This is a genomic window from Natronococcus sp. CG52 (assembly GCF_023913515.1).
GTDB lineage: Archaea > Halobacteriota > Halobacteria > Halobacteriales > Natrialbaceae > Natronococcus > Natronococcus zhouii.
The window spans coordinates 2,038,416-2,062,550 of sequence record NZ_CP099391.1 but is presented as its reverse complement, the minus strand read 5'-3'; the positions used below and the strand labels follow the sequence as shown (position 1 = coordinate 2,062,550).

27 protein-coding genes are annotated in these 24,135 nt (G+C 63.6%); 13 read left to right on the top strand and 14 right to left on the bottom strand.

The features are described 5' to 3' along the window. Positions 1-16: 16 nt before the first annotated feature. From NED97_RS10450 to NED97_RS10410, 9 genes are read right to left on the bottom strand one after another with little or no spacing between them, the layout of a single operon-like run. The gene (locus NED97_RS10450; RefSeq protein ID WP_252486988.1) at positions 17-1,843 is read right to left on the bottom strand and encodes a Na(+)/H(+) antiporter subunit D; all 1,827 of its coding nucleotides are present in this window, start codon (positions 1,841-1,843) and stop codon (positions 17-19) included. Next, entirely contained in the window at positions 1,840-3,699 is a 1,860-nt protein-coding gene (locus NED97_RS10445; RefSeq protein ID WP_252486987.1) for a proton-conducting transporter transmembrane domain-containing protein, read from the bottom strand. The genes NED97_RS10450 and NED97_RS10445 overlap by 4 nt, the downstream gene beginning before the upstream one ends. After that, positions 3,700-5,256, bottom strand: coding sequence for a proton-conducting transporter transmembrane domain-containing protein (locus tag NED97_RS10440; RefSeq protein ID WP_252486986.1), 1,557 nt, complete (start codon positions 5,254-5,256; stop codon positions 3,700-3,702). Further along, complete coding sequence (locus tag NED97_RS10435) at positions 5,249-5,623, bottom strand: cation:proton antiporter subunit C (RefSeq protein WP_252486985.1); 375 nt, start codon at positions 5,621-5,623, stop codon at positions 5,249-5,251. Before NED97_RS10435 ends, NED97_RS10440 begins: the two co-directional genes overlap by 8 nt. Beyond that, a complete protein-coding gene (locus NED97_RS10430) occupies positions 5,616-6,110 on the bottom strand; it encodes an MnhB domain-containing protein (RefSeq protein ID WP_252486984.1) in 495 nt (164 codons plus the stop codon). The genes NED97_RS10435 and NED97_RS10430 overlap by 8 nt, the downstream gene beginning before the upstream one ends. Then, positions 6,110-6,658, bottom strand: a complete 549-nt coding sequence (locus NED97_RS10425; RefSeq protein WP_252486983.1) for a DUF4040 domain-containing protein — start codon at positions 6,656-6,658, stop codon at positions 6,110-6,112. The genes NED97_RS10430 and NED97_RS10425 overlap by 1 nt, the downstream gene beginning before the upstream one ends. Next, positions 6,655-6,987, bottom strand: coding sequence for a monovalent cation/H(+) antiporter subunit G (mnhG, locus tag NED97_RS10420; protein ID WP_252486982.1), 333 nt, complete (start codon positions 6,985-6,987; stop codon positions 6,655-6,657). The genes NED97_RS10425 and mnhG overlap by 4 nt, the downstream gene beginning before the upstream one ends. Next, positions 6,984-7,271 carry a cation:proton antiporter gene (locus NED97_RS10415; protein WP_252486981.1) on the bottom strand — a complete coding sequence of 96 codons (288 nt, stop codon included), beginning with the start codon at positions 7,269-7,271 and terminating at the stop codon, positions 6,984-6,986. Before NED97_RS10415 ends, mnhG begins: the two co-directional genes overlap by 4 nt. After that, on the bottom strand, positions 7,268-8,305 hold the full coding sequence (locus NED97_RS10410; RefSeq protein WP_252486980.1) for a monovalent cation/H+ antiporter subunit E: 1,038 nt from the start codon (positions 8,303-8,305) through the stop codon (positions 7,268-7,270). Before NED97_RS10410 ends, NED97_RS10415 begins: the two co-directional genes overlap by 4 nt. 296 nt (positions 8,306-8,601) lie before the next feature. On the opposite strand from NED97_RS10410, the gene NED97_RS10405 reads away from it, so the two are divergent. The 4 genes from NED97_RS10405 to NED97_RS10390 are packed head-to-tail and all read left to right on the top strand — an operon-like array spanning position 8,602 to position 11,116. Further along, positions 8,602-8,787 (top strand): CbtB domain-containing protein, encoded by a 186-nt coding sequence (locus NED97_RS10405; RefSeq protein ID WP_252486979.1) that lies wholly within the window; start codon positions 8,602-8,604, stop codon positions 8,785-8,787. Between the two features lie 4 nt (positions 8,788-8,791). Continuing rightward, positions 8,792-9,535: a CbtA family protein gene (locus tag NED97_RS10400; protein WP_252486978.1), complete on the top strand. Its 744-nt coding sequence runs from the start codon at positions 8,792-8,794 to the stop codon at positions 9,533-9,535. After that, on the top strand, positions 9,532-9,879 hold the full coding sequence (locus NED97_RS10395) for a (2Fe-2S) ferredoxin domain-containing protein (protein WP_252486977.1): 348 nt from the start codon (positions 9,532-9,534) through the stop codon (positions 9,877-9,879). Before NED97_RS10400 ends, NED97_RS10395 begins: the two co-directional genes overlap by 4 nt. Positions 9,880-9,934: 55 nt before the next feature. Beyond that, positions 9,935-11,116 carry a thiolase family protein gene (locus tag NED97_RS10390; protein ID WP_252486976.1) on the top strand — a complete coding sequence of 394 codons (1,182 nt, stop codon included), beginning with the start codon at positions 9,935-9,937 and terminating at the stop codon, positions 11,114-11,116. A 25-nt stretch (positions 11,117-11,141) separates the two neighbouring features. On the opposite strand, the gene NED97_RS10385 is transcribed toward NED97_RS10390, so the two are convergent. Beyond that, positions 11,142-11,372, bottom strand: a complete 231-nt coding sequence (locus NED97_RS10385) for an Lrp/AsnC ligand binding domain-containing protein (protein WP_252486975.1) — start codon at positions 11,370-11,372, stop codon at positions 11,142-11,144. Positions 11,373-11,522: 150 nt separating this feature from the next. Here NED97_RS10385 and NED97_RS10380 point away from each other — a divergent pair, with 150 nt between their 5' ends. Together NED97_RS10380 and NED97_RS10375 are read left to right on the top strand one after the other, a co-directional pair. Further along, complete coding sequence (locus NED97_RS10380; RefSeq protein ID WP_252486974.1) at positions 11,523-12,593, top strand: quinone-dependent dihydroorotate dehydrogenase; 1,071 nt, start codon at positions 11,523-11,525, stop codon at positions 12,591-12,593. Positions 12,594-12,643: 50 nt separating this feature from the next. Further along, on the top strand, positions 12,644-12,940 hold the full coding sequence (locus tag NED97_RS10375) for a hypothetical protein (RefSeq protein WP_252486973.1): 297 nt from the start codon (positions 12,644-12,646) through the stop codon (positions 12,938-12,940). Between the two features lie 98 nt (positions 12,941-13,038). Here the strand turns inward: NED97_RS10375 and allB are convergent, their stop codons facing one another. After that, positions 13,039-14,406, bottom strand: coding sequence for an allantoinase AllB (gene allB / locus NED97_RS10370; protein WP_252486972.1), 1,368 nt, complete (start codon positions 14,404-14,406; stop codon positions 13,039-13,041). A gap of 174 nt (positions 14,407-14,580) precedes the next feature. Between allB and NED97_RS10365 the strand changes: the two genes are divergently transcribed. The 4 genes from NED97_RS10365 to NED97_RS10350 all read left to right on the top strand — a co-directional run bounded on the left by NED97_RS10365 (position 14,581) and on the right by NED97_RS10350 (position 19,417). Beyond that, positions 14,581-15,519 carry an NAD-dependent epimerase/dehydratase family protein gene (locus tag NED97_RS10365; RefSeq protein ID WP_252486971.1) on the top strand — a complete coding sequence of 313 codons (939 nt, stop codon included), beginning with the start codon at positions 14,581-14,583 and terminating at the stop codon, positions 15,517-15,519. 290 nt (positions 15,520-15,809) lie between these two features. Then, positions 15,810-16,208, top strand: coding sequence for a hypothetical protein (locus NED97_RS10360; RefSeq protein WP_252486970.1), 399 nt, complete (start codon positions 15,810-15,812; stop codon positions 16,206-16,208). A gap of 420 nt (positions 16,209-16,628) precedes the next feature. Beyond that, positions 16,629-17,120 carry a helix-turn-helix transcriptional regulator gene (locus NED97_RS10355; RefSeq protein ID WP_252486969.1) on the top strand — a complete coding sequence of 164 codons (492 nt, stop codon included), beginning with the start codon at positions 16,629-16,631 and terminating at the stop codon, positions 17,118-17,120. A gap of 146 nt (positions 17,121-17,266) precedes the next feature. Beyond that, the gene (locus NED97_RS10350; protein WP_252486968.1) at positions 17,267-19,417 is read left to right on the top strand and encodes a DUF7282 domain-containing protein; all 2,151 of its coding nucleotides are present in this window, start codon (positions 17,267-17,269) and stop codon (positions 19,415-19,417) included. Between the two features lie 215 nt (positions 19,418-19,632). Here NED97_RS10350 and NED97_RS10345 read toward each other — a convergent pair whose 3' ends face one another. Next, positions 19,633-20,136, bottom strand: a complete 504-nt coding sequence (locus NED97_RS10345) for a DUF7344 domain-containing protein (RefSeq protein WP_252486967.1) — start codon at positions 20,134-20,136, stop codon at positions 19,633-19,635. A 199-nt stretch (positions 20,137-20,335) separates the two neighbouring features. Then, positions 20,336-20,527 (bottom strand): DUF7563 family protein, encoded by a 192-nt coding sequence (locus tag NED97_RS10340; protein ID WP_252490611.1) that lies wholly within the window; start codon positions 20,525-20,527, stop codon positions 20,336-20,338. A 527-nt stretch (positions 20,528-21,054) separates the two neighbouring features. Between NED97_RS10340 and NED97_RS10335 the strand changes: the two genes are divergently transcribed. The 3 genes from NED97_RS10335 to NED97_RS10325 all read left to right on the top strand — a co-directional run bounded on the left by NED97_RS10335 (position 21,055) and on the right by NED97_RS10325 (position 23,131). Next, a complete protein-coding gene (locus NED97_RS10335; protein ID WP_252486966.1) occupies positions 21,055-21,387 on the top strand; it encodes a winged helix-turn-helix domain-containing protein in 333 nt (110 codons plus the stop codon). Between the two features lie 205 nt (positions 21,388-21,592). Further along, positions 21,593-21,868 (top strand): PadR family transcriptional regulator, encoded by a 276-nt coding sequence (locus NED97_RS10330; protein ID WP_148859043.1) that lies wholly within the window; start codon positions 21,593-21,595, stop codon positions 21,866-21,868. Positions 21,869-22,126: 258 nt separating this feature from the next. After that, positions 22,127-23,131, top strand: coding sequence for a DUF1616 domain-containing protein (locus NED97_RS10325; RefSeq protein WP_252486965.1), 1,005 nt, complete (start codon positions 22,127-22,129; stop codon positions 23,129-23,131). 187 nt (positions 23,132-23,318) lie between these two features. Here NED97_RS10325 and NED97_RS10320 read toward each other — a convergent pair whose 3' ends face one another. After that, positions 23,319-23,855 (bottom strand): DUF7344 domain-containing protein, encoded by a 537-nt coding sequence (locus NED97_RS10320; protein ID WP_252486964.1) that lies wholly within the window; start codon positions 23,853-23,855, stop codon positions 23,319-23,321. Positions 23,856-24,135 lie beyond the last annotated feature (280 nt).

Sequence of the window (24,135 nt, the reverse complement as noted above, 5' to 3'; positions counted from 1 at the left end):
GCGACCGTCGACGCCGTCAGGAGACGAGCAGCCACAGCACGATCGTGAGGATGATCGTGAGCAACAGGACGGTGAGTCCGACGCTCGCGCGGAGGTGGATCGTCGACGGACGACCGCCGTCGGCGGGCCGGTGTTCCTCGACGTCGACGACCCAGTTGGGAAGCCGACGAGCCGTCGCGTCGACCGCGAGTGCCGGGTTGTTCCCGATCCAGTAACAGCTCGTAACGAAGTTGACGACGGCGTTGTCGACGGCGGCGTAGAGGTCGGTGATCGCGAGCATCGACGTTCGGCCGAGGTGGTACGTCAGGGGAGCCACCACCGTCGCCGGATCGGAGAAGTCGAGCTTCGAGAGCGGCTTGCGGATGATCGCGAACCCGACGAGAGAAACGACCAGCAGGCCCGCGCTCTCGGTCAGGTGACCCGTACTGTACGGGTGGAGGTGGCTCTCACCGCCGGGGTACTCGAACGCCGTCCCCTCGATTCCGGGCAGGAAGTCGACGAATCCCTGCCACCAGACGCCGAGGAGGAGACACGCGCCGCCGACGGTAAGCATGGCGATCGTCTGTCCGGTGTTGGCGTCCGCCACCTCGAGGTCGCTCTCGCCGTGGAGGAACGCGTAGTAGCCGAGTTTGATGAACGAGAGGAACGTTCCGATCGCGCCGAGCAGCAGCAGGTAGTACACCGGTTCGTACTCGGGCGCGCCGTAGTAGCCGGGATCAGCGGCGTCGAGGATCATTCCCTTGCTGATGAACCCGTTAAAGCCGGGAACGGCGGTGATCGAGAGCGCCCCGAGAGCGAACCCGGCCGCGGTGAGCGGCATCTCGCGCCACAGCCCGCCGAGTTCGTACAGGTCCTCCTCGCCGGTTCGGTAGATGATGACGCCGACGGCCATGAACAGCAGGCTCTTGTACAGAATGTTGTTGAACAGGTGCCCCATCGCGCCGGCGGCTGCGAGCGTGCTCCCGATCCCGATCCCGGCGACCATGTAGCCGACCTGAGCCTGGATGTGATACGACAGCAGGGCTCGCATGTCGTGCTGAAGCAGTGCGAAGCCCGCCCCGTAGACGGCCATCAGCCCGCCCATGTAGGCGAGGACGAGTTCTCCGTCCGGGAACGCCCGGTAGAGGACGTACGCGCTCGTCTTCGTCGTGAACACCGAGAGGAACACCGACGCGGTGATGTGCGGGCGCGGGTAGGTGTCCGGGAGCCACGTGTGCAAGCCGATGAACGCGCAGTTGACGCCGATCCCGAGGGCGGCCAGCATCGAGGGCAGGCCGACCGCGATCCCGGTCGCTCCCTCACCGTAAACGAACGAACCGACCTGAACGTAGTGGGCGACGACGGCGAAGAGGACGAGTGTCCCTCCGATACCGTGAGCGATGGCGTATCGGAACCCCGCCCGGACGGCGTCACCGCCGTGGTGCCACACCAGGACCGTGCTCGTGAGCGCCATGATTTCCCAGACGAACACGAGCGAGAGCCAGTCGCCCGCGAACACCGCTGCGATACATGACGCCATGTACGTCAACGCGATCGCTAGCATTCGATCGCTGGCGTCGGTCGAGTAGGCGTACAGGACGGCGAAGGTGCCGAGAAAGCCGAGGCCCGCGCCCACCAGTCGACTGAAGTCGTCGACGAGGAACGGCTGCACGTCCGAGAATCCGAGGAACGTGACGGTGAGGTGCGAGCCCTCGGGGACGAACAGCGAGACTATCAACACTCCGAGCAGGCTGAGAGCGCTCGCGGCGAAGCCGATCGTCCGCGGAAGGACGAGCACGAGCACCGCCGCGGCGAGTACCAGGGCCGGAGGATACGCTGCGGTCAGGACGTCCGCACCCGTCATAAGATGGTCACCCCCGTGACTTCCTCGACGATATAATTGGCGAGTTCGAGAAAGACTGCGGCGTCCGGAACGACGCCGAGGACAACCGCACCCGTAGCGATCACTGCAATCGGTACGAGCATGAGCCACGTGCTTTCGTCGAACGGCGAATGCCGTTCCCAGCCGCCGGTCGGCGGGCCGCCCGTGTGGTGATCGTCGCGGTCGCCGTGGTGATCGACCCGACGGACCGCCGCGTCGTTTCGCACCGCCTCGTCGGAGACCGTGTGATCGCTGGGATACTTGTCGACGGCGTACTCGTACCTCTCGCCGTCGCGGTCCTCGTTCCCGTTCTCGTCTCCGCGCTCGGATTCGCCGCCGTCCGTGGCAACGTGCGCTTCGTCCGCGTCTGCGGCCTGACCTCGCCGTTCACCGCCGAGCGGGAACTCGAGAAGCGGTTTCGCGTCGTAGCGCTCCTCGCTCTCGAAGAAGGCCGTGTAGACGACCGGCCAGAGGTAGGCGATGTTGAGAATTCCGGAGAGGATCAACGCCGAGGCGAAGATCCAGTAGCCGCCGCCGACCGAACCGGCACCGATCAGCATGTAGAACTTGCTGACGAAGCCGGCGATCAGCGGCATTCCGGCCATCCCGGCGGCGCCGATGGCGAAGGCGGACATCGTCAGCGGCATCCGCTTGCCGATGCCGGCCATCTCGCTGACGTAGTCGGTGTGGGTCTCGACGTGAACGGCTCCCGCACAGAAGAACAGGGTGAGCTTCCCGAACGCGTGGGCGGGGATGTGGAACAGCGCCCCGAGGATCGCGTACGGATGCAGCATCGAGAGTCCGAGCACGATGTACGACAGTTGCGCCGTCGTCGAGAACGCGAGCCGGCGCTTGAGGTGGTCCTTTCGCATCGCGATGATGCTGGCTGCAGTCAACGTAAAGGCGGCCAGGATGGCGACCGGGACGTTCAGCCCGACTTCTCCGATACCCGGCACGGAAAGCGGAAGGTCGCGGATGAGTCCCGGGCCGTAGACCTCGAGGATGACTCGAGCGACGCCGAACGCGCCGGACTTGACGACTGCGACTGCGTGCAGCAGCCCCGAAACGGGGGTCGGCGCGACCATCGCGTCCGCGAGCCAGGAGTGCAAGGGCATCACCGCGGCCTTGACGCCGAAACCGGCGATCAGCAGGTAGAACGCGGCCTGCGCGAACGCCGGATCGGCCTGTGCTGCCTCGGCGAGAATCTCGATGCCGCCGGACTCGAACGCGACCGTCGGATCGCCGGCCTGCTGGGTGAGCCAGTAGACCAGCACCGTCCCGGCGAGCAGGAAGACGCCGCCGCCGAAGAACGTGTACGTGAGGTACTTCCGGCCGGCGATGCGGGCCTCGTCGTCCTCGTTGTGGGCGACCAGCGGGTAAGTGACGAGCGACAGGAGTTCGTAGAAGATGAAGATCGTCACCAGATTCCCGGCGAAGGCGATGCCGATCGCCGTCGACAGACTCGCCGCGAAGGAGGCGAAAAATCGAGTCTGTGCGTGCTCGTCGAGCCCGCGCATGTAGCCCGCGGCGTAGAACGAGGTGAAGATCCAGAGGAAGCTGGCGAGCATCGCGAACAGCATGCCGAGCGGATCGGCGCGGAGTACGAAGTCGATCCCGGCGAGCAACTCGACGCCGAGGGACTCGTTCAGGCTCCAGTAGTAAACGGTGCCGTCCATCACGCCGGGCAGCATGCTGGCGACGATGCCGAACTTTGTCAGTGCGGCAAGCACCGACCAGCCCTCGCGGACGTTCGGATAGCGATACGACGCGATAATCAGAACCATCGCAACCGCCGAGACGAGGACGGCGGCGAGCGGCAGTACGGACGGATCAGTCATCTAGTTGAACACCTCCGAAGTAAACGGCTCGAGCCACTCGTAGAACGCACCGCCGGCGAACCCGAGCAGGACGGCGGCGACGACGATTCCGACGAGCAGGACGAGCATTCCGAGCGAGACCGCGTCGGGCGATCCCCGTTCCATTCGATCGCTGCCGGTCAGAAGCCCTCCATCGGTTGCAACACCGGGCGGATGGGCCGATTCGACCGGCGTCGCCGGCGTGAAGTACATCTTCTCGAGCAGCCTGGCGGCGTACGCCAGCGTGAGCATTGTGCTGAGGAAGATCACGCCCGCGATCGGCCACAGCTCGGCCTCGATCGCTCCGACGGCGATGTACCACTTACCGACGAAGCCGGCGGAGGGTGGAATGCCGATCAAGGCGACCAGTAAGACGGCCGTCGAACCGGCGGCGAGGGGCCTGTTCTCGGCGAGGCCGGCGTATTCGTCGACGGATCGGGCGCCGTAGCTGAGTGCGATCACTGCGGCGGCGACGAACAGGCCGGCCTTCATAACGCCGTGGCCGATCAGGTGGATCACCGCGCCGACCAGCGCCGTCTCGGTAAGCGAACCGTAGGCGGCGATGACGAGGCCGAACTGGGAGACCGACGAGTAGGCGAACATCCGCTTGACGTCCTGCTGGACGACCGCGAGCGTGCTCCCCGCGAGCACGCTGACGGCGCCGACGGTGACGACGATCTCCTGCAGGTACGGCGTCGTCGCCATGAACTCGACGCCGAAGACGGTGAACATCACGCGGCCGAGCGCGTACGCGTAGACGGTCGAGACCAGCGCTGCGATCAGCGGCGTGATCCCGTCGGGAGCGTGCTGGTAGGCGTCGGGCTGCCAGGCGTGCAGCGGCCACTGGGCGACCTTGAGCGCGAAGCCGACGAAGACGAACGCGAAGGCCGCGCGCAGCAGCGTCAGGTCGCTGCCGCCCTCGTCCGCGATCTGCGGAATCGCCTCGCCGAGAACCTCCATGTTTAGCGCGCCGGTCGCCATGAACAGGAAGCCGACGCCGATCAGGTACAGCGACGCGCCGACGGTCCCGAGGATGAGGTACTTCAGCGCCGCGACCGCGGATTCGGGGCCGTCGCCGCTCGAGATCATCGCGTACGTCGCCAGGCCGACGATCTCGAGGAAGACGAACATGTTGAAGACGTCGCCGGTCATCAAGATCCCGAGCAGGCCGCCGACCAGCAGCAGGTAACCGGTATAGAAGGCGTTCCCGCGCGGGCCGCCAGCGCGCGTGTACGCGAGCAGGCTCGCAGCGATCACGGTCACGAGCAGCGCGATCAGCGTCGAGAACGGATCGGCGACGAGTTCGATGCCGATCCCCTGCGGTTCGTTCCAGCCTCCGAGTACGTGGGTGATCTGTGCGTCGTCAGCGGTGCGAACGGCGCTCGCGAGGTAGGCCGTCGCGGCGAACAGGCCGACCGTCGTCAGCGCGGCGACCGACCAGCCGGTCCGGTCGAACCACAGACCGAGCGCGATCGGGACGACGGCTGCGAGGATCGGCATCGCGATCAGCAGGGGAGGGAGGAGTTCGGCGTTACTCATCGGCGCGCACCTCCCTGAGAGTGTCCTCGCGGAGCGTTCCGTACTCCGCGTGAATGCGGACGATCAGCGCGAGCCCGACAGCCGTAAGCGCGATTCCGACGACGATGGCAGTCAGGACGATCACCTGCGGGAGCGGACTGGCGACCGATTCGCCTCCCTCCGCGGGGACGATCGGCGCGGAGCCGCCCTCGACGTAGGCGATCGCGACGAAAAAGAGGAAGATCGCGGTCTGGAAGAGGTTGACGCCGATCAGCTTCTTCACGAGGTTCTGATTGGCGATCATCATGTACATTCCGAGCCCCATCAGGATGAACATCAGGGCGTAAGCGTATCGCGTCGCCAGGATCTCGAGGGTCCACTCAATCATCGTCGCTCACCTCGCGTCGACCCGAGCTGCGGCTGGTCGGAGTGAAACCCGACGCCGTCGCGAAGAACAGCGTCATGATGACGCCGGCGACGATCAGCGCGACGCCGCCGACCTCGATCGCCTCCATCCCCCAGTAGTGAGCGATGCCGAAGGTGTCGACGAACGCATCGTACTCGAGGAAGTTCCCGCCGAGCGCGACGGCGGCGAGACCGGTCCCGATGAAGATCGTAACGCCGCCGGTGACGAGTCCGACGACGAACGAGTTTTTCACCCACTTTCGGGTCGGTTCGATCCCGAACGCGAAGGCGATCATGAGCACGGTGACGCCGATAATGGTGCCACCCTGGAAGCTCCCGCCCGGGGTGTCGGTGCCGTGGAGGCTCAGGAACATTCCGTACGTCAGCGTAAACGGTGCGATGATCCTGACGGCGGTCATGATCACCTGGCTTTCCGTGTAGGTATCGTCGTGTGATTCGGATCGGGACATCACACGAACACCTCCCGTTTCAGTACGAGCAGTACGGCGACGCCGGCCGCGAAGACGACGACCGCCTCGCCAAAGGTGTCGAACCCACGGTAGGAGGCGAGCACTGCGCTCACGGCGTTGTGGGCGTGGGTGTCGTCGTACGCTTCCTGAACGTAGTAGGCCGACGGCGTGTCGGTGAGGACTCCCCCGCCCCAGATCGGCGCGTCTTCGGCCCCGATGGCGTACATATCGGGAAGCAGCGTTGCGAGCACGAGCACGAACGCACCGACGACGATCACTGCCGGGACGTTGATCCGCTCGAAAATCTCGTCCGTGGGCGGACGGGTTGTTCGCGCGATCGTCAATAGCAGAAGGATCGTCGTCACGCCGGCGCCGATCGCGGCTTCGGTCATCGCGACGTCGGGTGCGAGCAGGTACGTGTAGAGGATCGCCATTCCGAGGCTGTAGGCCGCGAAGACGATGATCGCCGACAGGACGTCGCGGAACAGCGCCGTCGCGATCGCTGCTAAGAGGATGAACACGACGAGCGTATAGGCGATCGCGCTCATCGCGATTCACCCTCCTCGTCGGCGTCGCTCGTCCAGGGATCGATACCGGTCTCCGCGGCGGAGCGGGCGATCGCGTGGGCCGCGGTCGGATTCGTGATGAACACGAAGAACAGCAACAGCACGGTGTAGACGGTCGCGTTCTGCCAACCGAGCGCCAGCGCGACGGCGGCGAGCGCGAGCCCCGCTCCCAGCGTGTCCGTCTGTGAGGCGGTGTGCGCACGCGAGTAAACGTCCGGCAGGCGGAGCACGCCTATCGCGGAGACGAACGTGAAGAACAGTCCGAAGGCAACCAGGATGACGATCGCCCAGAACCGAATCGACTCGATCACAGCACACCACCTCGCTCGACAGTGAACTTCGAGATGGCGATCGCCATCAGGAAGTTGAGCAGGGCGTAGATCAGGGCGACGTCGAGGAACCGCGGCTCGTCGAGTCCGGCAGCGAGCAGCGCGAGGATTACGACGGTGTTGGTCCCGAGGACGTTCACCGCGAGCAGCCGATCCTGAGTGGTCGGACCGGCGACGGCCCGGTAGAACATCACGATCGCGAGGACGACGAACAGCGCCGCTGCGGCGAGGAACACCTCCTCGAGCGTGACGCCGCTCGGAATCACGGGTCGTCACCTCTGACGATCTTCGCGTCGCCGCGCTCGCTCGGCGACGAGATCGCCGCCGACTCGCGACCGTGGAAGACGAACCGGACCGCCCGCTCGAGCGAGCCGTCGAAGAGGTCCTCACGCGCGCTCTCAATCAGCGTGTGGACGATCAGCCGCTGATCGTCGGCCCGAACGGTAAGCGTTCCCGGCGTGAGCGTGATGCTGTTGGCCAGGGCGAGCAGCGGCAGGCCGCTCCTGACGCGCGCGTTGACCCGCGTCAGTTTCGGATCGATCGGCATCGACGGCCGCAGGATGACGATCGAGATCGCGAGGTTCGCTTTGACGATCTCCCAGATCAGGTAGGGGACGTAGATCGCGAACCGGAGCGTCCGGAGCGGCGACTGGACGCGACCGAGCGGGAACGTGAACGTGATGTGAGCGAGCGAGACCGAGACGATCCCCGCGACTGCCGCACCGGTCACCAGGTCGAACCAGTAGGTCGGGTCGCCGAGCACGAGGTAGAACCCGTACGAGATCCAGAACATCGCGAACAGCCGGTCGAACCGCTGGGTTCCGTCGCCGATCAGCCGCTCGTGGCGCGCCGGCCGCTCGACCGGTGCCTCGTCGTACGGCAGGCCGGCGGCCTCGAGTTCGCGCTCCAGGGGGTGGAGCATTCCGGCCGACGCCCCGGGTTCGTACTCGGGATCGAGGACGACGCGGTCGATGTCGTGTTCCTCGGCGTACGCCGCGAACACCTCGGCGAAATCCCGCGGGCCGAAGAGGTACTCATCTCTCCCGAGAACGGCCGTTTCGACCGTTACCGACGAGGTACCGACGTCTTCCTCGACCCAGTTCTCCGCTTTCGAGAGCAGCGATCTGGCCTCGTCGATCTCGCTCTGTCCCTCCGGCATCTCCCTGTCGTTCGGTAACGCGACGATCAGATGACACTCGAGCGAGTCGGCGCGCTCGAGACTGGACCGGACCGCGTAGCCGACTGTCTGCCGGACGGTCACCGTCTCCGACAGCGGGACGAGTATCCGTTCAGCCGCCACGGCGTCTCCCTCCGAGTGACCGTCGTTGTACACTCATGTCTCTGGTTGTTAGTCGATTCAAGCGGTAGCCGTAGGAAAACGATTTCGTTATCCACCAGTCCGGCCCCACGTTCGACATCTCCCGCTCGCGCGTTGGATATCGTTACGTTCGATGCGTAGATCGGTACGATAACGTACGAGTGTTCGATTTCCGACCCCAGTAACGTGGTCCGACGCGTTCTCCGGGTCGGATACGACGGTTCGGTACGGAACCACAACTTTTACAATCTCACTTTCAGTAGTCAAAGTTGAATTTCATGGCGACGAGTGATACCGTCTCGGACCGAATCGAAAGCGCGTCCGCCGAACTGACGCCGATCCAGATCGCGACCGGCCTCGCGTTCGCCGCGGGGATCGCGTTTACGCTGGTCTTCCTGCAGGAACCGCTCGCTCACGACGCGATGCACAACTTCCGACACGCCGCGGGGATCACCTGCCACTAGACCGATGATCTACCAGTATCTCCGGCGGGGCGTCCTCGCGGGCGCCGTCACCGGCATCGCGTACGGGTTGTTCGTGGCGTTCGTCGCGAATCCGCTCGGCGAGTACCTCCACCACGCCCAGCGCGACCGCGGCCACGGGCACGATCACGCCCACGAACCCGCCCACGCAGTCTCGGAGACGATGACGGCGGTCGTAAGCACCGGAAGCGGCGTCCTCTGGGCGATCTTTCTCGGCGGCGTCTTCGCGCTCGCGCTGTACCTCCTCGAGCCGGCGCTGCCCGGTCGCGGAACCGGAAGCGCCTTCGTCCTCGCCGGCGCGGGATTCCTGACCGTTTCGGTGATCCCGTGGCTCGTGCTCCCGCCCGCGGCTCCGGGTGCCGAACAGCTGTACGGTATCGAGACTCGACTGGCGATCTACGTCGGTCTCGTCGCGTTCGGTGCCGCCGTTTCGGCCGCGGCGATCGTCGCGTACGACCGGGCGCCGCCGCGACATCGAAGCCTCGGAATCGTCGCTGCCGGAGTCCCGATCGTCGCGACCGCGATCGTCCTTCCGCCACTCACGCCGACGATCATCACGCATCCCGGATTGTCCGGCGAACTCGTCTCGGCGTACCAGGGAATGGTCGTCCTGAGCCAGGCGGCGGTCTGGGCGACGCTCGCGGCGACGTTCGGCTGGCTCCAGGGCCGAGAACGACCGTCGGAGACCGCCGGATCGAACGAACAGCTCGCGGCGAGCCCGCACCGATGAGACGGGAAACGGACCGACAGCGGGCGCGACTCGAGACGTGCGTCCTCGTCTGTACGAACGATCGCGACTCGGAGTACGCCTGCTGTGCCGACGTCGGAGCCGACGAGACGCTCGAGGCCGTCAAGTCGTGGCTCCGCGACCGAGGCGCGTTTTGGTCGCCGATCGGCGTCACGACGACCGGCTGTCTGGGTCTCTGCAGCGAGGACGGCGCGGCGATCGCGATCCAGCCGCGCGACGAGTGGTACGCCGACGTTGCCCCCGAAGACGTCCCCGAGTTGCTCGAACGGGAGTTCGGCCCGGACGCCGAGTCGATCGATCGGCGGGCGATCGACGCGAGCGAGTAGAACGGGCGGCTACCGACCACAAAAATTGATCGGGGGCGGTGTCGTCTTCACCGGTATGGCTGACACCTCCGACGCGGTCGTCCTCGAGGGAGCGCGCACACCGCACGGGACCCTTCTCGGATCGCTCGCCGACGTCGAACCGGTCGAACTGGGACGAACGGCGCTCGACGGTCTGCTCGAGCGAACCGACGTCTCCGGGAGGGACGTCGACTGGGTCGCCCTCGGAAACGCCATTCAGGCCGGCATCGGACAGGTGCCGGGCCGCCAGGCCGTCGTCGAGTCGTCGCTCCCGAACGAGACGCGGGTGACGACCGTGAACGAGGCCTCGGGATCGGGGCTGCGGGCGATCGCGCTGGCGGTCGACCGGATCGACGCGGGCCGCGCCGAGTTCGCGGTCGCCGGCGGCTTCGAGTCGATGACGAACGCGCCGTGGATCCTGCCGGACTACCGCACGGGTCGTCGATACGGCGACGCGACGCTGAAGGACTCGATGATCATGGACTCGCTGTGGGACGTCAATCTCGACGTTCACATGGGCGAGATCACGGAGGGACTCGTCGACCGCGAGGATATTTCTCGAGAGGCCCAGGACGAGTACGCCCTCGAGAGCCACCGGCGAGCGGCCGACGCCATCGAGTCGGGTGCGTTCGACGACGAGATCGTCCCCGTCGAAACGGGAGGAAAGACGGTCGACACCGACGAGGGGCCGCGCCCCGACTCGACGCTGTCGGACCTCGCTGAACTCCCCTCCTCTTTCCGCGGGGACGGGACGATAACCCCCGGGAACGCCTCGAAGCTCAGCGACGGCGCGGGAGCGGTGTTGCTCGCCGACGCGGACGCGGCCGCCGACCGCGGCCTCGAGCCGATAGCTGAACTCGCGGATTACGACATCGCTTACCGCGATCCGGATCGGTTCAACGAGGCCGTCGGCGATGTCGTCGCGAGCCTGCTCGAGCGTAACGACCTCGCGGTCGACGACGTCGACGCGTTCTGGATCAACGAGGCGTTCGCGGCCCAGTCGGTCTACGTCATGGATCGGCTCGACATCCCGCGCGAGAAGATGAATCCCTCGGGCGGCGCGGTCGCCTTCGGCCATCCGATCGGCGCCTCCGGCGGGATGCTCGCGGCCAGCCTGGCCTCCCAGCTCCGAGACGATCCGGACGTCGAGCGGGGGCTCGTGGGCATGAGTATCGGCGGCGGCGGGGCGATCATGGCGCTGCTAGAAGCGCCCGAGTAACGGAATCCCTCCCGGTACGAGCCCGCTACTCGAGGACGACACAGGTTCGCGTCCGTGCGACGTTCTCGAGCGACTGAATCTCCTCCGTGACCAGTACCAGCAACTCCTGGGTGTTCTCCGCTTCCACGGTGGCGATGATGTCGAACTCGCCGGCGATGACGTTCGCTCGGCTGGTCGCCTCGAGGTCGCGAACCTCGGACAGCACCGACCGCGCCGTTCCCGCGGGGGTCGTGATCAACAGGTAGGCTTCGACCATGGTCCGCTACTCGAACGACCCGCAGGAGCAAAAATCCGCCACGGATCGGTCACTCGAACGGGACCGTCTGCCGGCGGTTCGACGCCGAACTCCTTCGGAGGACGACCCGCTTCGGGAGGTTTACTTACACGCCGCCCCGATTGCCTGCAAATGACGCTGTACTCGCGGGTTCGGCCGCTCGCGTTCAAACTGCCCGCCGAGACGGCCCACGATCTCGGCAAGCGGACGCTCCGGGCCGCCCAGTCGACGCGGCCGACCCGGACGGCGCTGTCGGCCGCCTACCGGTACGACCATCCCGCACTCGAGGTCGACCTGTTCGACACCACGTTCCCGAATCCCGTCGGCGTGGCGGCAGGATTCGACAAGAACGCCGAAGTCACGCACGCGCTCGAGGCGCTCGGCTTCGGCTTCGTCGAGATCGGCACCGTCACGCCCTACCCGCAGCCGGGTAACGACCGGCCGCGGCTGTTCCGCCTGCGGGAGGACGGGGCGATGGTCAACCGCATGGGCTTCAACGGCCAGGGAATGGTGCGCGTAAAAGAGCGACTCGAACAGGACGGGACGCCCGGAACCCCGCTGGGGGTGAACGTCGGCAAGATGAACTCCTCGAGCGAGGCCGAGGCGATCGAGGACTACCGACGCGTCTTCGATCGACTCTCGCCGTTCGCCGACTACGTCGTGGTCAATGTCTCCTGTCCGAACACGCCCGAGGAGTTCGACGAGGGGTCGCCCGAGCACCTGCGGACGATCTTCGAGACGCTCGAGGCCGAAAACGACGCGAACGTCCCGATCCTCGTCAAGATCGGGCCTGACTCGCCCGAGAAGTCGATTCTCGACCTCGTCGACATCGTCCAGGAGTTCGATCTGGACGGGATCGTCGCGACGAACACGACGACCAACCGCGACAGGCTCGAATCGCCGAATCAGGAGGAGTGGGGCGGGCTCAGCGGCAAGCCGCTCGAGACGCGATCGACCGACGCCATCCGCACGCTCGCCGAGTACACAGACGGCGACCTGCCGATCGTCGGCGTCGGCGGCGTCGACTCCGCCGAAAGCGCCTACGAGAAGATCCGCGCGGGCGCGTCGCTCGTCCAGCTCTACACCGGATTCGTCTACGAGGGACCCGCTACGGCGAAGCGGATCAATCAGCGGCTCGTGGAACTGCTCGAGCGCGACGGGTTCGCGTCGGTCGAGGAGGCGGTCGGCGCGGATCTCGAGTAGGTCCCTCACCTATCGAAACGCTATTCAGCGTATTTGACAGAATGGTGGATATGTCTTCGCTCTCCGCGAACACCGAGAGTGTGAGTGTGGTGACCGCGCTTGCGTACGCGTTGCGCGGCGGCTACCTGCTTCTGTTCGGCGTCTTCGTCGTCGGCTGGGGATTCCTCACCGTCGGAACGGGGCTCCTTGCGGTGGATCTCTCGGCTGCCCAGCCCAGCGTAGGAACGTTCTTGCTGGGGGTGATCTGTACGCTCGGCGGTGGAATCGCCAGTTTCGGCGCGGTCGTGGCGACGGGATACAAACTCCTCCTCGAAACCGGACCGCGAGCATCAGCGCGTCGTCAGTAACGCAGTTCCCTGCCGACGGGAATTCTCGGTAGCGCCCTCGAACCGACGACCGATCGATCCGCGTCGTTCGGTTACCGAGTAACCGACGTTCACCGCTACTACTCGACGTCGACTCGAGTCCCGTATCCCGACTCGCCGACGACCTCGCCGTCCTCGTAGACGATTTCGCCGCGGACGGCGGTCGCGACCGTCTTCCCCGTGAAGGTCTCGCCTTCGAACGGCGTGACGCAGTTCTTCGAGTGCAGTTCGTCGGCGTTATCGAGCGTCCACTCCGCCTCGGGGTCGACGATAGTGAAGTCGGCGTCGGTGCCGACCTGCAGCGAGCCCTTCTGCGGATACATCCCCCAGACCCGGGCGGGCCGGGTCGAGTGGCGGCGGACCCACTCCTCGAGCGTGAACCGATCCCGGTCGACGAAAGTGAGCATGACTGGGACCTCGGTCTCGAGGCCGACGAACCCCGAAATCGCGTCCCAGGTGTTCCCGAACGGGTCGTCGACTTTCTTCTCCTCGGGCGTGTGGGGTGCGTGGTCGGTCGCGATGCAGTCGATCGCGCCGCCCTCGACGCCGGTCTCCCAGAGTTTCGCACGCTCCGCGGCGTCGCGGATCGGCGGCTGGATCCGGGCGACGTTGCCCTTCTCGCGCATCACGTCCTCGGTGAACCAGAGGTAGTGCGGGGTCGTCTCCGCGGTGACGTCGACGCCGCGGTCCTTTCCGCCGGCGACGGCCTCGGCGGCGGATCCAGAGGAGACGTGGAACATGTGAATCTTCGCGCCGGTCTCGTCGGCGAAGGTGATCATCCGCTCGACGGCCTCCCGCTCGGCGACGACGGGCCGGGAGTGCGAGTGGTGGATCGGGTCGTTCTTTCCCGCCGCCTTGAACTGGCGCTCGTAGTGATCGATGATCTCGCCGTTCTCCTCGTGGAAGCCGAGTCGCTTCCCGGTCTCGCGGATCCGCTCCATCGCCTCGAGTATCTCGCCGTCGCTCGGCGGTGGGACGTCACCCACCGTCGAACCGAGGAAGATCTTGTACCCCAGGACGCCCGTCTCGTCGAGTGCGGGGATCAGGTCGAGATTCTCCGACGTGACGACGGCGTAGCTCTGGAAGTCGACGTGGGCCGACGCCTCGCCGCGCTCGTACTTCAGTTCGAGGTGTTCCGGCCGGTCGATGACCGGGTCGGTGTTGGGCATCCCGACGACGGTCGTCACGCCGCCTGCGGCCGCCGCCCGCGTCGCGGACTCCCAGTCTTCCTTGTACTCGAGGCCGGGTTCGCGGTTGTGGATGTGACAGTCGACGATTCCGGGGACGAGCACGTTGCCGTCGGCGTCGACGACCCGATCGGCCTCGGGGAGCCGGTCGCTTCGGCCGACGGCGACGATCGTCCCGTCCTCGACCGCGACGCCGGCGTCGGGGGTCCGTCCGGCCGGCGTCACGACGGTACAGTTGCGAACGACCAGATCCACGGTCATTGCCAGCACCTATCCAGCAGGGTCGGATATAGCTTCTGTTGATCCGTCGCACCGCACTCGAGCGTGGAGAAGATATCTAGGACAGCGCTACGGATCCGTAGGCCGGGCGTAGGGCCGACGCCGAAACCGGTACGAGTGCTATACTAAACGGTCCGTAGTGCGTCGACCGGATAGATGGATTCGTCAGCGATCGGTGACAAAACCGTGCTCGTGACCGGCGGTGCGGGGTTCATCGGCAGTCATCTCGTCGAGGCTCTGGCACCCCACACCGAGGTTCGGGTGCTCGACGACTTCTCCACGGGGGACCGGGCGTACCTGCCCGAGAACGTGACGGTGGTCGAGGGCGACGTTCGCGACCCGATCGCGCTCCAGCAGGCCGCTCGCGGCGTCGACGTGATCTTCCACCACGCTGCGATCGTCAGCGTCTCGCAGAGCATCGACGCTCCCCGCCAGAGCAACCGGACGAACGTCGATGCGAGTCTCCTCGTACTCGAGCAGGCCCGCCAGGAGGACGCCAGGGTCGTCACGGCCTCGAGCGCTGCGGTGTACGGTCATCCCGCGGAGCTTCCGGTACCCGAAACGGCAGCGACGGATCCGACCTCGCCGTACGGTATCCAGAAGCTCACGCTCGACCAGTACACTCGCCGATACGCGGAGCTGTACGACCTGCCGACCGTCGCGCTGCGGTACTTCAACGTCTACGGGCCGCGCCAGCGGGGTCCCTACAGCGGCGTCATCTCGACGTTTCTCGAGCAAGCGCGCGCCGGCGATCCGATCACGATCGAGGGCGACGGAGAGCAGACGCGAGACTTCGTTCACGTGGGCGACGTCGTTCGGGCAAACCTGCTAGCGGCGACGACCGAGGAGACCGGTGAAGCGTACAACGTCGGAACGGGTGACCGAATCTCGATCCGGGAGCTCGCGGAGACGATCCGAGATGCGACGGACTCGTCGTCGCCGATCGTCCACCGCGATCCCCGCCCCGGCGATATCAGACACAGCGGTGCCGACACCGGAAAGGCGAACCGAACGCTCGGATACGAGGCACGCGTCGACCTCGAGTCGGGCATTCGATCGCTTGTCGGCGACAACCCCGTTGCCGAACCGGAGTAATCGACCGAAGCGCTCATCACACCGGCGACGGTTTCTCACTTACCGCGTGAGATGTTGATTCCCCGAATTGACCGTTTCCGGGCGATCGACGTCTCTCGTCTGATCGATTTATTCGCTCCACCGACTATCTGCGCGTCGTGTCTGTAAGAGCTACTTTACGAGGGTATCAGGTGATTGTTCTCAGCGGCAATCGAGGTCGCCGGGAATCGGCGGATGGAAAGCGGTTCAACGCCGATTCACATTCGTGTAGGTGAGAGATAACTAACGGTTCCGATGCCCTTCGTCTGCTCATGATCGAGAACAGTATCGTATTCATTCTCCAGATCGGCGCGTTCGGGATCGAGAACATTATCGTATTCATCGTGAGCCTCCTGATCGGCGCGTTCGGAATCTTCCTCGGCGCGAAGGTCGTCGTCGACACCGAAGACTACACGTACGCACTGGTGACCGCTCTCATCGGTGCGATCGTCTGGGCCCTCGTCGGACTTTTCTTCGGCTGGATCCCGCTCCTGGGCCCGCTCCTGGTGTTCATCGCGTACCTCGCGGTCATCAACGCCCGCTACCCCGGCGGCTGGGTGGACGCCGCTGCGATTACGATCGTCGCCTGGCTATCCGTGTTGATCGTCCTCTACGTGCTCGCGTTCCTCGGCGTGACCGGGTTCGAGGCCGCCGGCGTGCCGGGCGTCTAACTCGACGGATCACGTCTCCTTCCTCCGGCGCTGTCGAAGCGCCACGAGTCGCGTTCGAGCGGCGGAGTTCGTCTCCCTTCGCTACGGATGCGTAATCGTTCCTCTCGTAAAAACGCCGAAACGAACGGCGAAAGTGAACGTACGGCGAACGTTTTACGTCAAATTCTGACTCCAACTCACAGGTCCTAGAGACGGTGGTCCGCTCCATCGAAGGAACTTCGATCAGAAACGGTTGCATTTCGTTTCAGTCTTCACTCATGTTCGGTTGGATCGACTGAGACTACGTTTCCTATGACATAACGATGAAACAATAACAATATATGAATTATAAAAAATACTTTGTGCGGTGCTGTCGACGGTTCTCCGTAAGACGGTCACTGCGCGGCAGACAGTGAACACCGAACGATCTCACCAGCCACCATGAGCAACCACCTCCCTGAACCTGTTTCCCTCGCGCACGTACCGCCGATCAATGGATCAACCACCCCGGTATCCGTGTCCGTTTCCGACGGCACCGTTCTCTCGACACTTCTCCAACTGTCCTGGAATCCACACTTCGCAGCCGTCGTCGGTATCGTCGGACTGCTAGTACTCGGTGGGGCCCTCGCCGCTCGAAATCGGCTTCTGGAGAACAGTTCCATCACGAACGATTCGAAACCACAGCGACACGAGGATTTCATGACGGATCGGGAGAAGGTCCGTCAACTGCTCAATGAAAACGGCGGACGAATGAAACAATCGAAGATCGTCGACTCGGTCGACTGGTCGAAAGCGAAAGTTAGTCGCCTCCTCGCGGAACTCGAGGACGACGAACAGATCACGAAGCTACGTCTCGGGCGGGAGAATTTGGTCTGTTTACCGGGCCACGAACCGACGGCGTCGAAGTCTCCCGAGCAGCCGAAAAACGAGTAGAACGCTTCTATCTGCAATCGTGGTTTTCCCGGTAGAGAGGCGACACTATACAGCGTCAGCTCGACGCAGTGTCTAGTTTCCAGACGAGACGGTTATCTCTCTTTATCCGCTCGACTGGCGACTATCGGTTGCCAGTATGGCATAACATGAACGCACGCAATCAGTTACTCGTACTACTCACCGTACTGATGTTGGTGTGCTCGAGTGGGGCGATGGTCGTCGGCGCGACAGCCGCGACGACCGTCGACGAGCACGACACTGACGCCGGTGAGAATGAGACAGATGTTCCGGACGAGGATCCGGATGCGGAACAGAACGAAACAGCCGAAGACGACACGGACGACGCTGAGGATGAAGACGGGGTGCCGGACGATGAACCCGACGAACAGCAGTCCGCGTACGTAACCTTCGAGGATCAGGAAAGCGACGGTGAGACCGTCGTCGTCGACGAGGTCTCGATGGCAGCCGGCGGCTTCGTGACGATCCACGATAGCACCCTGCTCGAGGGCGACGCGCTCGGAAGCGTCGTCGGCGTTTCGGAGTACCTCGAGGAAGGCAGCCACGAAGACGTGGAGGTCACGCTCGACGAACCGCTCGAAGAAGAGGAAACCCTGATCGCGATGCCACATCGCGACACGAACGACAACCAGGAGTACGACTTCGTCGAGACTGAAGGCGAGGAGGACGGCCCGTACCTCACGGCCGACGATGAACCGGTCATCGACGAGGCAGTCGTCTCCCTCGAGGAAGAATCTGAAACGGATCCCGCTGACGAACTAAACGAGGAAGAGCCAGTTGAAGAAGAGCCAGTTGAAGAAGAGCCAGTTGAAGAAGAACCGGTCGAAGAAGAACCGGTTGACGACGAACCCGTAGACGACGAACCGGAAGCCGTTGATGAGGATGCTATCACCGTCGTCATCGAGCAGGCGGACGTTCACGCGTTCGTCGGCGAGATGCCTCATCACGACGCCGCCGAGGACACCGAACTCGAGGCGGACGACGAGAACGTGACCGACGACGAGAACGTGACCGACGACGAGAACCAAGAAGCGCCTTCTGCTGATCACCAGATCGAAGTTACCATCGAACAGCCAACGATTACGCCGATCGGCGACGCCACCGACGACGCGTCAGCGGAGGAGTTGATGGATGACGTTTCGATCGGACAGGCGACCGTCTTCATCGTCGTCCACGAGCACGGGGAGATGCCGACGGACGACGAGATGGACGACGACGGTGGTGAGGATATCACGATCGAACGCGCGACGATCTTCGTCGTCGCCGAAGACGTTCAGCCGGCTGACGAAACGGTCGACGACGAACCCGCTAACGATACCGAATCGGAGGCCGATACGGACGAACTTGATGAGGACGACGCGGATGCGGCGGACGAACGACAGATCACCATCGAACAGGCGACCGTCTTCGTCGTCTTGAACGACGACGAGATGAACGGTGAGATGGTCGAGGACGATGAGATCGAGGAGAACGGCGTTGAAGACGATGCGGCTGATGACGACTACGACGCCGACGACGAGATGGCCGAGGACAACGAGACGGTCGAGAACGACGAACTCGAGGAAGAGGATGAGGCCGAAGAGGACGACGAGACGGCTGAGGACAACGAGACGGCTGAGGACAACGAGACGGCTGAGGACGACGAACTCGAGGATGACACTGCTGACCAGCGCCTCGAAGTGACCATCGAACAGGCGACCATCTTCGTCTTCGTCGACGAGGTCCCGGTTACGGAGGAGCCCGAGGAAGAACCTGTTGAGGAAGAACCTGTTGAGGAAGAACCTGTTGAGGAAGAACCTGTTGAGGAAGAACCGGAAGAGCCAGTCGAAGAACCGGCTGAAGAAGAACCGGCTGAAGAAGAACCGGTTGACAACGAGACTGCAGCGGACGAGCCGGAAGCGGCCGTCTTCGAGGTCGATGATCTCGAGCCCACGGACGTAACCGTGACCCAGGGCGACGTCATCGAGGTCTCTGCGACGATCACGAACACCGGGGACGAAGAGCTTACGCAGACAGTCGAGTTCCGCGTCGACGGTGAGGCGCTCGCGAACGAGGACGTAACGCTCGGTCCGGGTGACAGCGAGACGATCACCTTCGAGGAGATCGACACGACGGCACTCGAGTCCGGGGAGTACACTCACGGCGTGTTCACCGAAGACGGGGAGCAAACTGCGACGTTAACCGTCGAAGACGGACCGACTGACGAGGAGGGCGCAGACGATGCGCCAGCTGAGGACGAAGACGATGCAGAGACTGCGATCGGATCCGTCGGTCTCTAGTAACCACTGACAGTCAGTGCACACCCGATCGCACAGCCGTCGTGCGATCGGGTGTGACCCGTTTCAATTGTTACTACGCGGATCGTTCGACGACCGATACGATTTTTGCGCGACACTACGGAAGAACGAGTTCAACGACGGGTCGTGGACGCGATTCGAGAGTAATCCGGAATTCGACGGTGTCCTCTCGTCTCCTCGATTCGCCGTGTCGACGCTCAGCTCAGCAGCCGGTAGAGGCTGCTCGCGGCGACGGCGAGCAAGACGAGCACGCTCGAGAGAACCGGATCCAGACTCGAGAGCGGCAGGGCGTCGACCCCGGCGAGGGCGATCAGGAACAGTCCGAACAGGCAGAGTCCGAGATGACGTTGCAGGACGGACGAGTGATCGGTCGTGTTCCCGTCGACGTACGTAAGAACGTCGTCGAAGTTCGGACCGGGTCGGATCGTCTTTGCGTCCGAGTCGTACTCGATGACCGCGTCTTCCTGTAACTGTGGCAGATGCGTCTGCTGCAGGGAGACGTAGACGCTCTTGTAGAGGTTGTTCGGAACGGGCGTCGAGTCCGATTCGGTCGCCGCGATCTCGGTCGCGACGTCGGAGACGTCGACCTGGCCGGACTCCTCGGCGAGCAGTTGGACGATCGACCGGCGTCGGTCGTTGCCGAGGATGTGAAACACCTCGCTTTCCTCGAGCGACTCAGTTCGGTTCGTCTGGACGGACATTGATCAAGCAGAATCCGGAAGCGTGCTCTCGTCAACCGTTCCACCACCCTCGAACATATACGTGCCTTTTCGCTGACCACTAACTTTAACCTGCGGTATTAATTTCTGGTGAATAAGGTCGGAAATATTGTCTTCCATCGAACAGTACAGATGCAGAAATGAATTATCGGAGCGGACGAAACAACGCGCCGGTAACTACTCAGTCGCCCGGAAGGTGACCACCTGATTGCATCTCTCGATATGTCGTGCAGGCGGGACAACCGTGGACGACGTCACCATTGTCTCCAAACACACGAGCAAACTGCTGAGTCACGTGTGTCCCACAGTTTCGACAGCGGGCACCTGCTGTCGACGATTCCATCGGTTTCCAGTCGTGCTGTGTGGATTTCATGGATTTGAAAGGGGATGTATGTACGCGGACGGGTAGCGGTATGACCACAGTCGCGTCCATCGCCACGCCGCTCGTCCGGCCTCACTTTGATCCAGGGGGGTAGATGCGAATAAAGGACGTTGACTGTTCACCCCGGATTCGGGTCTAAAATCCTGGAAATCCGTTGTTTCCCGGCGAATATCGGTCTTAGGGCGCGTGAGTCGCCGATTCTACGATACGGAACAGTGTCAGCCTCAACGTGAATTCAATCGTATTGGCTTGCATTCTCCACCGATCGTCGTGAGCTATCGCGTTTCGTGGTTGTCGAAATCACCCGTTTCTCAATCGAAACCAGAAATTTCCTCGAAGACAGATTTTGCAACTCAGTGTAAGGTCCATCGTTATAAAATACCGTTATCGCTTACTGATCGTCTCGCTAGAACGTGGCGGAGATTCCCGCGACGGCAGCACGCCACGGGTCAACCTGCCGGGATCGTCCCCCTCGTCGGCGACCGCACACGACCCGGCAAAGATGGGTGAACACGACTATGTCAACACAAGCGAGCAATACACGATCGGAATCGACTCCCGACCCTTCGGCGCAACTCGACGTCCTCGGCGACGACTGCGCCCGCATGATCCTCGTCGCGACGAGCGACGGACCGAAAACGGCGAAGGAGCTGACGAAACAGACCGACAGCTCCTCGGCGACCGTCTATCGGCGGATCAACAACCTTCTCGAGAGCGACCTCCTCGCGGAGTGCGTGCGGTTCGAGGAGGACGGCTCTCATACGACTGCCTACGAAGCGACGGTAGAGAAACTGTGCGTGCAGATCGACGCGAACGGGATCGACGTTTCGATCTCCCAGGTTGACGGCTAACGGACCGAATCGATCGGCTGTCCCGGTCGGTTCACTCCGGTGAGTCGTCCGCTCGACGGCTGGTGGTGGTGACGTCCTCGAACCGGTGGCGTTCACGAAAACAATCATTTTAATTCGGGACAACAAACTTGAAAGGAGTACTAACACAGCTGTATGATACGGATAACAAATATCTACTCAATGGAACGGTCACTGTGATTGAGCAATGCACGATCTGACCGGCTTCCAGCGTGACCTCCTGTACGTTATCGCAGGTGCCGACCAGCCGTCCGGGCAAACCGTCAAGGACGAGGTCGAGAAGTACTACAGCTCCGAGATCAATCACGGTCGGCTGTACCCGAACCTCGATACGCTCGTCAACAAGGAACTCGTTGAGAAGGGGCAACTGGACAGGAGAACGAACTACTACGCGATCACGGATGCCGGCCGACAGCAGATCGACGATCGGCGCGAGTGGGAAGAACAGTACGTCGAGTTCTGACCCCTGCTCGGACGGTGCCTCAGATCGATCCCGCTTGTACAGCATCCGCGCTCAGTCGACCCGAACGCCGCGAATCGACGCCGGTTCGAGATCCGCGGCTCGTCCGCTCCTTTTTGACGACAAAGAGCATCCACCGGAATCCGGTAATACGGGCATAACAAAGCAACAGAGGACGTATTGAACCAACGATTCGAGAATGGTCTTGGTATCCTCCGCCGTCGATTCGAGTCGCGCTCAGTCAACCGTGGTGTGTCGACAATGAGCCACCCAACCAACACGGAGACTCGGTTCGGGTTCATCCGTCGATATCCGTTCGACCTCGCCGTCGTCTCGCTTGCCGCGATCCTCTCGTACCTCGTCGTCGTTTCGTTCGATGCGGGAACGCTCCCCCGCCTGCTCGTGATGTTCCCGTTCGCGCTGTTTTTGCCGGGGTACGCCCTCGTGTCGGTGCTGTTTCCGGCCGGTGAACGGACCGCCCGGCAGACGGCTCCGGTGGCGACCGACCGCCGACCGGGTGGTATCGACGGGACGGAACGGGTTGGTCTCGCGTTCGCGCTCTCGCTCGCGATCGGTCCGGCCGTCGTGATCGCACTTCCGTTCGCCGGCTGGGGACTCGATCCAGCCGCGATCGCGGGCGGCCTCGCGGTCGTCACCGTCGTCCTGGCGCAACTCGGCGTCATCCGACGGCTGCAGACGCCCGAACGGGAACGGTTCTCCGTCTCGTTGCGATCGCCGCTCGAGCGACTGCGCGGGACCGAGAGTCGTGCCGCGATGGTGTCGTCGATCGTCCTTACGCTGGCGATCGTACTGGCGGTCGGTGCCCTGCTGTTCGCCTTTCTGATGCCGGCGTCGACCGGCGGATACGATCAGCTATCGCTCTACACCGAAGACGAGAACGGAGAACTCGTCGCCGGTGAACTGCCCGACGAGATCGCACCGGGAGAGTCGGTTCCCGTAACGATCGCGGTCGAGAACGGCGGCGACGACGACCGAGAGTACACGATCGTCGTCCAGGAGCAGGTCATCGAGAACGGAGAGATCGTCGAGCGCACGGAGCTGGGACAGGTCGAGGCGAGCATCTCGGCCGGATCCACCGGGACCGGTGACCAGACGATCACGCCAGCCGCAGAGAGCGGGGAGACCGTTCGGATCAGCGTGCTGCTCTTCGAGGGCGAACCACCGACGGAGCCGACGAACGAGAACGCCGAGGAGGACACCTACTTCTGGGTGACCGTCACCGACGATCCGGAATCGGACGGGTAACACGAGCGAATCGGCTCTTTTCGCATCCGTTCGGGTGGGACAACCAGAACCAGAGACGCCGACCACTGTCAGCCCCGTTGCTACCGATAAAAATTCGTTCAAATAGCGGTCACGCTCGACCGTAATCAACGGGAGAAGAACGGATCCGCCTGACGAATCCGTCGACCAAATCGCTTCGAGGGGCAGGTTACCGGCTCGCGGATCCAAACGGCAGGCGCAGGTCGGGTCGCCTCGAGACGTGTTGCGCGACGGACACCGCGAGGATGGCGAGACAGAGCGCCAGTGCGACGAGCGGTGCGACGGCGGTCGTCACCGGTCCGACGGAGAGCCACGAGACGACGAGTCCGATTACGCCGAGCGCCGTGACCGCCGCGTAAAGCTGATGCCAGGGACGCTGGTGATCCAGCCGGCGGTCGAGGTACGGCTCGAACACCTCGTTGCTCGGGATGAGCTCGATCGCGTGCGCGTCCGGATCCCAGTCGACGATACCGTGATCCTCGAGCATCGGCAGGTGGGTCTGGTACAACGAAATATAGACCCGGCGTCGCTGTGTGCGCGTTACCTCGTCGGCTCCGATATCGTTCTCCCAGGCGGCAACCTGTTCGACGAGCGGCGCGAGGTCGCACTCGCCGCCCTGCCGTTTCAGGTACCTGACTGCCTGGCGTCGCCGCGCGTTGCTGAAGACGTCGAACAGTTCGGCCTGACTGAGTTCTCGTTCACTCATGGCTGCCCTCGTGGTCCGGAGTCCCGTGCCCGTGAACCGGGTGTAGTCGGATAACTCACAATATCGAGTGCCACGCTGTGACCCTTTACTATCTCGCGTCTACCCTCCCGAAACCGATTTGTACCGGTTGGGACTCGTGACTGACGTCCCTCTCAACGGTTTCGGGGAGCTGACCGGGTCTGCAGGCAGTGTTCGACTCCGAGAGGTCCGATCGATATCGGACCGCGTCGCGTCACTCGGTGTCGGTGTAGTTCGGGACTACGGACCCGTCAGGCCGGGG